6 protein-coding genes and 2 pseudogenes are annotated in these 6,493 nt (G+C 66.3%); 7 read left to right on the top strand and 1 reads right to left on the bottom strand.

Annotation, left to right across the window (positions count from 1 at the left end; all coding sequences use genetic code 11):
• Both ACWDA7_RS49125 and ACWDA7_RS49130 read left to right on the top strand, forming a co-directional pair.
• On the top strand, nucleotides 1–1,300 hold a 1,300-nt coding region (locus tag ACWDA7_RS49125), incomplete at its 5' end, for a zinc ribbon domain-containing protein (protein WP_450614249.1).
• Nucleotides 1,301–1,323: 23 nt separating this feature from the next.
• Nucleotides 1,324–1,960, top strand: a pseudogene (locus ACWDA7_RS49130) (tyrosine-type recombinase/integrase); the annotation flags it as partial.
• An 8-nt stretch (nucleotides 1,961–1,968) separates the two neighbouring features.
• Here ACWDA7_RS49130 and ACWDA7_RS49135 read toward each other — a convergent pair.
• The gene (locus ACWDA7_RS49135) at nucleotides 1,969–2,859 is read right to left on the bottom strand and encodes a LysR family transcriptional regulator (protein ID WP_450614251.1); all 891 of its coding nucleotides are present in this window, start codon (nucleotides 2,857–2,859) and stop codon (nucleotides 1,969–1,971) included.
• A 132-nt stretch (nucleotides 2,860–2,991) separates the two neighbouring features.
• On the opposite strand from ACWDA7_RS49135, the gene ACWDA7_RS49140 reads away from it, so the two are divergent.
• From ACWDA7_RS49140 to ACWDA7_RS49160, 5 genes and pseudogenes are all read left to right on the top strand, one after another.
• A complete protein-coding gene (locus ACWDA7_RS49140; protein ID WP_450614253.1) occupies nucleotides 2,992–3,453 on the top strand; it encodes a hypothetical protein in 462 nt (153 codons plus the stop codon).
• A 39-nt stretch (nucleotides 3,454–3,492) separates the two neighbouring features.
• A complete protein-coding gene (locus ACWDA7_RS49145; protein WP_450614255.1) occupies nucleotides 3,493–3,918 on the top strand; it encodes a nuclear transport factor 2 family protein in 426 nt (141 codons plus the stop codon).
• 382 nt (nucleotides 3,919–4,300) lie between these two features.
• Nucleotides 4,301–5,359 (top strand): zinc-dependent alcohol dehydrogenase family protein, encoded by a 1,059-nt coding sequence (locus ACWDA7_RS49150; RefSeq protein WP_450614257.1) that lies wholly within the window; start codon nucleotides 4,301–4,303, stop codon nucleotides 5,357–5,359.
• A gap of 32 nt (nucleotides 5,360–5,391) precedes the next feature.
• A pseudogene (locus tag ACWDA7_RS49155) lies at nucleotides 5,392–5,559 on the top strand (tyrosine-type recombinase/integrase); the annotation flags it as partial.
• Nucleotides 5,560–5,723: 164 nt separating this feature from the next.
• Nucleotides 5,724–6,326 carry a hypothetical protein gene (locus ACWDA7_RS49160; RefSeq protein ID WP_450614259.1) on the top strand — a complete coding sequence of 201 codons (603 nt, stop codon included), beginning with the start codon at nucleotides 5,724–5,726 and terminating at the stop codon, nucleotides 6,324–6,326.
• Nucleotides 6,327–6,493 lie beyond the last annotated feature (167 nt).

Genomic DNA, 6,493 nt, shown 5'->3' on the forward strand with positions numbered 1-6,493 from the left:
CTCAGGCGCGGGCCGCTGGCCCCGCCTACTGCACTTCCTGAACAACCCGCAGCTGTGGCACAAGGTCGATCTCGTCCGCCGCCGCGACACCTCCGCGCCCGGCGGATGGGCGTACGAGGCGCACCTGATGGTGCTCGCCGGCGGCTATGCATCACCCGGCACCCGCGGCCGCCGCAAGGCCGCGGCCGAGCTTGCCCGGGTCGGCGGGATCGATGGCAACGTCTCCAACCTGTCCGTCGTCTCCTTCCCCGACACGTTCGACCCCGCCGACGGCGCAATACAGACGAGTCGTGTCGAGCTCACCGTCGCAGCACGTGCCGCGCTGGCGAAGGCCCAGCGTAAGGAACGGGGCCGTCAACGCGCCCTCGACCGGTCCCGCCGGGCAACCAACCCCAACCAGTACGGGATGTCGAAACGGCAGCAGGCCCGCGCCGAACGCCGCGCAGCGGCCGGACTGCCCGCGCGGCACGTTCAGGTCCCCGGCGGTGCCCGGGCGGCGAACACAGCAGGCATCCCGAAGCAGGCATACCGGCGCGATGACCTGTCGGCCGGCTACCGACTGGGCCGGGCCAAGCTCGCCGAGGCGGCAGCGACCCTGGCCGCGGCGAAAGACCACCGCGCCCGCCGCATCGCCGAACGCATCATCACCGACCACGGCGCCAACCTCACGGTCGAAGACTGCGACATTCGCACCTGGTACCGGCTATGGGGCAAAGCCTTGCAGGCCACCACACCAGGCCGGCTCATCACCGCCATCAGCCGCGAGTGCGAGAAGACCGGCGGCCGCCTGTTGCGCGCGTCCACGTCCACCACCAAGCTGTCGCAGACGTGCCTGTGCGGCGCACAGGTGACGAAGACGCTCGCCGACCGAGTCCACCGCTGCGTCTCCTGCAGCCTCGTCGCTGACCGGGACATGGTCTCCGGTGCCCTCGCCGCGCACGTCCGGCTCACCAATCCTGACGACCCCAGCACAGCGGGCCTGGACACCGTCCAGGCCCGCATGACACAGATCTCGTTCGCACAAGGGCTGCAAGAAGCCCTGTCGAGTCAACCGCAGCGCGGTGCCAGCCTCGCCCGGGGCCGCACCCACGCGGCAGCCCACACCCCCGGACTTCCGGGGCCGCGGGCCTCTGCTCGGCAAAACACCACCGACCGGTACCGGCCCACCCCGAATGAGACCCGACCCGCACGCATGCGGCACAAGGCCCACGTCGGAACAGCCGCCCCCGTAGGGAACGCACCCCCCACAGGCAGCGCACCCAAACACGAACTGGTCGGCCGGCATCCCATCACGGGATGACTCTTAGGTGGATATGGCCGTGCCGTCGACTCGTCGGGTCGTTCGCCGGCATGTACTACGGCGCCATACGCCCGGCCGAAACCGTCGGCCTCACGGTGGCAGACCTGAAGCTGCCCGAAGACGGCTGGGGAACGGCGCTGCTGAACCGTACCCGTCCCAGCGTCGGCAAGCTGTGGACCGACTCTGGAGAGGCGCAGGACGACCGCGGACTCAAGAACCGGCCCGTGGAGGAGGTCCGGCTCGTGCCGATCCCGCCTCAGCTCGTCGTGGTCCTCCGGGAGCACCTGGCGACATTCGGCGCCGCGGAGGACAGGCGGCTGTTCACGAACGAGCGTGGGGGAGTGGTCCGCTCGTCCGCGTACTACCGCGTGTGGCAGGAGGCTCGGGCGCTGGCGCTCCCGCCGGCCTCGGTCGTCTCACCGCTCGCTGCCCGGCCGTACGACCTCCGACACTCGGCGCTGTCGACGTGGCTCAACGCTGGGGGTGGATCCGACCGAAGTGGCCGAACGTGCGGGCAACAGCGTTGAGGTGCTGCTGAGCCGCGACGCCAAATGCATTGATGGACGGCAGGAAATCGCCAACCGCAAGCGTCCCGGCCGCACCATGCCTCGACGCACCGTCAGACATCCAACCAACCGACAACGTGACAAAGCTCTTTGAGGCAATGCTCACCCTTGCCAGAGGAACTCGTGCGCCATCGCGATCATGGCACGTGCCGGAGCACCAGGCGTTCGCTCGGACGGAGCGGCCAGAGAAAACGGCAATTCCAGGTCGGCGTCGTCGACGGTCAGGGTGGCGACGTCCTGCTCCTTGCCGAGGGCGATCCGTGGCAGCAGCGCCACGCCCAGGCCGTTTCGGACGTAGGCGACGCCGGTGGTGAGGTCGGTGATCTCGATGGCGACCCGATGGGGGACGGAGGCGGCGGCGAAGGCCCGGTCGGCAACGGTCCGGTTGCTGTAGCCCTCGGGGAAGTCGACGAAGTCCAGGCCGGCCAGTTCGGTGATCGACACGGTGCGGCGTTTCGCGAGCGGGTGGTCGGCCGGCACGACGAGGTCGAGCACCGAGGTGGCGAGGTCGGTCAGCGTGATGCCTGTCGGGCACGGTCCGGGCCCCGAGACGAAGGCGAGGTCGAGCCGCCGTTCGAGGAGGGCTTCGATCAGGCCTTGGGAGCCGGAGGGGGCGGCGCTGGTCTGCAGGAACACGCCGGGATGACGCCGGTGGAATTCACCGAGGAACACGGGAAGGTCGATGAGCCCAACCGTGGTGATCGCGCCCAGTCGCAGTGTTCCGCGCAGTCCGCTGCGGACCTCGGCCACCGCGTCTGCGGCCTCCCGGGTGGCGTCGAGAGCGGCATGGGCGCGCGGCAGCAGGGCAGCACCGGCATCGGTGAGCAGCACGCGTTTGGGGGTGCGTTCGAGCAGCGGCGTGCCGAGTTCTCGCTCGAGGTTCTTGATTGTGGTGGAGACCGCGGACTGGACGACGTGCAGCCGTGAGGCGGCACGGGTGAAGTTCGCTTCCTCGGCGACGGTGACGAAGTACTCGAGCTGGCGCAGTTCCACCCTCCGAGTATCCCTCAGAGAGCTCCCAAGGTATCTCTCGGCGAGATGGCGGCAGTCTCTGACTTTCGTTGGACAGCGTCTGTTGCGTCCAGCAATTCTGTTAGAAGTTCAACCGATACAGGAGGCTGAAAGATGACCTACAAGACGCCACCGACATATCTGGGCAGCGGCGACCCGGCGCGGCAGCGCAAGGACTACTACCCCCCTTGGCTGGACAATCTTGCCGACGATGTGACGCTGGAGGCCGGGGTCTTCAACGGGACCATCCACGGAGCCAAGGACGTTCGAGCGATACTGTCCTACGCGCGCACCCTGTACGAATTCCAGGACTTCATCTACATCGGTAAGTACGGAGAGAACGGCTTCGTCGAGGACTACGCAGCGACGGTGGACGGTAGGCCGATCGCCAACATCGCTGTCGTCTATAAGAACGAAGAGGGGAAGACACAGCATCTTGTGATGAACCACCGTCCGCTGCCGATGCTGCAGTACTTCTCCCGGAAGCTGGGCGAGCACTTCGCTGGGACAGAGTACGCGAAGTACTGCGCCGACCCGTCGGCGGATGCCGATCCGTCGGATGCCGACCGCTACTGAACAGATTCCCGCCCATTTCTTCTGCGATATGGAGGAAACATGTCACGGAATCAGGCAATCGTGGATGCTTGCTGGCGAGCATATTCCGGATTCGAGAAGAACGATTCGTCTGACCTGGTGGCCCTGATGTCACCCGAGGTGATTTTCGACTTCCCCACCTCCCTGCCTTATGGTGGGACATTCCATGGGCCTGAAGGGTTTCTCGCATTCTACCGGGATATCTACGATCACTACTACGAGACCTTCAACTACGACGCACACACCGTGCTCGATGCCGGGTCTCACGTGGTCGTTCCCGTCAGGGCCAGGGCGAGGGCGAAGACCGGCCGCACCATGGAGAATGAACACTGTCTGCTGTTCACCGTGAACGACGGGCTGATCACCGAGGCCCGACTGTACGCGGACACCGCCAAGGGGCGTGACTCGATCGACGGCCTTCAGATATACCCCTCGGCAGCCTCCTGAGCCCTGAACCGGCGCAGTAGGCATTCGCGCCACGTTGCATCGTCCGCCCCCTCGGAATCTTTCCGGGGCGGGGCGCAACGATCCCGAAATGACAGATTCGTAATCCGAACTCAGAGTAAGGCGCTGCGGCGAGCGGTCCTGATCACGGACCTCAGTGGGTCGCACGATCCCAGCGCGCTTACGTGATCGTACTGAGTGAGTCGGTAAGGGCCCAGAGGGAGCCTGACACCGATGACACTCTGCGCACGGGCCGGTTCCATTGAAAGGAAGGGTCCGGAGCCTGGGCGCCGACGAGGATGCCGGCACCAGCACCGTTCTTGTCCAGAACGCCCGCCGAGTTCATCGGGCGCTGAAAGACGAAAGGTCGCTCATGCCTCAATCCATGCGCGCGCTCGTAGCCGGAAAGGTCGGCGAGCCGACCGACGTCCTGCGGCTGGAATCCCGGCCTGTTCCCACGCCAGAAGCCGGTCAGGCGTTGATCCGTGTGAAGGCGACTCCGATTCACGCCAGCGATCTGCACGTGCTGCGTGGCCGCTACGGTTTCTCCCCCGAGTTTCCCGCTGTCGGTGGTCACATGGAATGCGTGGGCCGTATTGAGGCCCTGGGCCCGGATACCGAGGGGCTGAAGATCGGCGAGCGCGTGGTGGCCGTTGCCGTTCCGGCGGTACCCGGGCCCCCTGTGGCCGGCACGTGGCAGGAATACCTTGTTGCCGATACGCGAAGGCTCCTGCCGATCCCTGACGATGTGAGCGACTCCAGCGCCTGCCAACTCGCCGTCAACCCGTTGACCGCGCTGCTCCTCGTGACGCGCGAACTCGACGTACAGCCGGGTGAATGGTTGTTGCAGACGGCCGCAGGCTCCACCGTCGGCCGGCTCGTCATTCAGTTGGCCAGGCATCTGGGTATTCGCACGATCAATGTCGTGCGGCGGCGCGATGTCGTTGAGGAGATCAAAGCGCTTGGTGGTGACGAGGTCATCTGCACCGAGGACGAGGACCTGTTGCAGCGTGTGGCTGAGATCGCAGGACCGGTCGGCGTGCACAAGGCCATCGACTGTGTCGCGGGCCACGTGGGTGCCCAGGTATCCCAGGCATTGGCTCCGGGAGGAGAGGTCGTGGTCTACGGCGCGCTCTCCACCCATCGGCAGACTGACCCGGCAGCGCTGACGATCCCGCTGCAGGCACGCTCGGTCATCTACGAGACCAAAGCGGTCCGTGGCTTTTGGCTGAATCGCTGGTTCGGCACTGCCTCACCTGCGGATGCGCTGCGCGCGCTGTCCGAGGTTCGCCGTCTCGTCGCTGATGGAGTGCTGAGCATCCCCCAGGGCCAGCCGTTCCCGCTCGAACGCTTCGCTGAAGCCATCGCGCTCGCCGAAACACCCGCACGTGGCGCCAAGCCACTCTTCGTCTTCGAAGACGGCCGGGACAACGACGACAGGTAGGAAGCGGCCCGGCCGGTGCTGGCGGCGGTGGGGCTGCGGCGGCGCTCGCTGCCCGGCCGTACGACCTCCGTCACTCGGCTCCGTCGACGTGGCTCAATGCCGGCGGGGACCCGACCGTGGCTGCCGAAGGGGCGGGTAACTGCGTTGAGGTGCTGCTGAGTCGCCACGCGAAGTGCATCGAGGGGCGGCCGGATGTGGCGGGGGTTCTGTGGGCTCTGAGGCGGCATGGCAGTGTGTGCTCGTGCTTCCTTCCGCTGATGATCTGCCAAGAGTCCTGGCCACGTGCTGGCTGTATTGGATCGCTGTACCTACGGGTGATCAAGCAGGGGTCATGGAGATGATGGGGCTTGTCCAGCCTCGTCCCGTGACGTTCGCCGAAGCCGAGGAGATCATCGACGACGACGGCCACGGCGAGTCGGAGGGCAACCCCGACGGGATGGCTCGGGTATACGTCAGCCCGGAACTCGACGGGTGGACCTTGGTCATCGGCCCGTGGTGCGACCCGTGCGACGTTGAGCGCAGCGAAGACGTGCTGCATCTGTGCAGGGACCTGAGCGCCCGTTACGGCCAGGCACAGGCGTACTACTTCGGGGCCCAGGGCGATGGTTCGGCTTGGCTCGTCGCTCAGGACGGTGTCGTGCTGCGGCGCTATTGCGAGACCGGTGAAGGAGAGGACGCCTACTTGACGCTGGGGGAGCCCTTGCCCGTCGAACGGGCTCACCGAGAGCGACTCGGATTGCCGACGGTATGGGATGAGGCGACGGAATCAGACGAGGACGAGGACGAGTGGAAGTGGGCCGCGTTCGACCTCGCTCCCGAGATCGCCGCGGCTCTGGGTGTCAGCCCGCTCCAACTGACGGCGGAGACGCGCGTTGAAGGTACTGGGGTCATCGCTCTCACCCCGAACGCGACAGAGGTTCAAGCTGAGTCCTCGCACTTGGACTATGAGGCCGGCCAATCCACCTGATGGCCTCCCTGGGCCTGGACCCGGCGGGCGCTGGTTTCGGCGACGGTCCACAGGGCTTGGTCTTTTCTGATGCTGACCTGACTCTATGAGGGCCGGGCCCCCTTCCCTGCACAGCCCGGTGGATTCTGGTTCCGGGTCCCATACGTGCTCGGAAAGGAGGCCCTCAA

Source organism: Streptomyces sp. NPDC001156, from assembly GCF_053598275.1.

Bases quoted from the DNA above. Each gene is read 5' to 3' on its own strand.
- ACWDA7_RS49140 (WP_450614253.1), top strand. From the start codon at position 2,992: ATGACCTACAAGACGCCACCGACATATCTGGGCAGCGGCGACCCGGCG.
- ACWDA7_RS49145 (WP_450614255.1), top strand. From the start codon at position 3,493: ATGTCACGGAATCAGGCAATCGTGGATGCTTGCTGGCGAGCATATTCC.
- ACWDA7_RS49150 (WP_450614257.1), top strand. From the start codon at position 4,301: ATGCGCGCGCTCGTAGCCGGAAAGGTCGGCGAGCCGACCGACGTCCTG.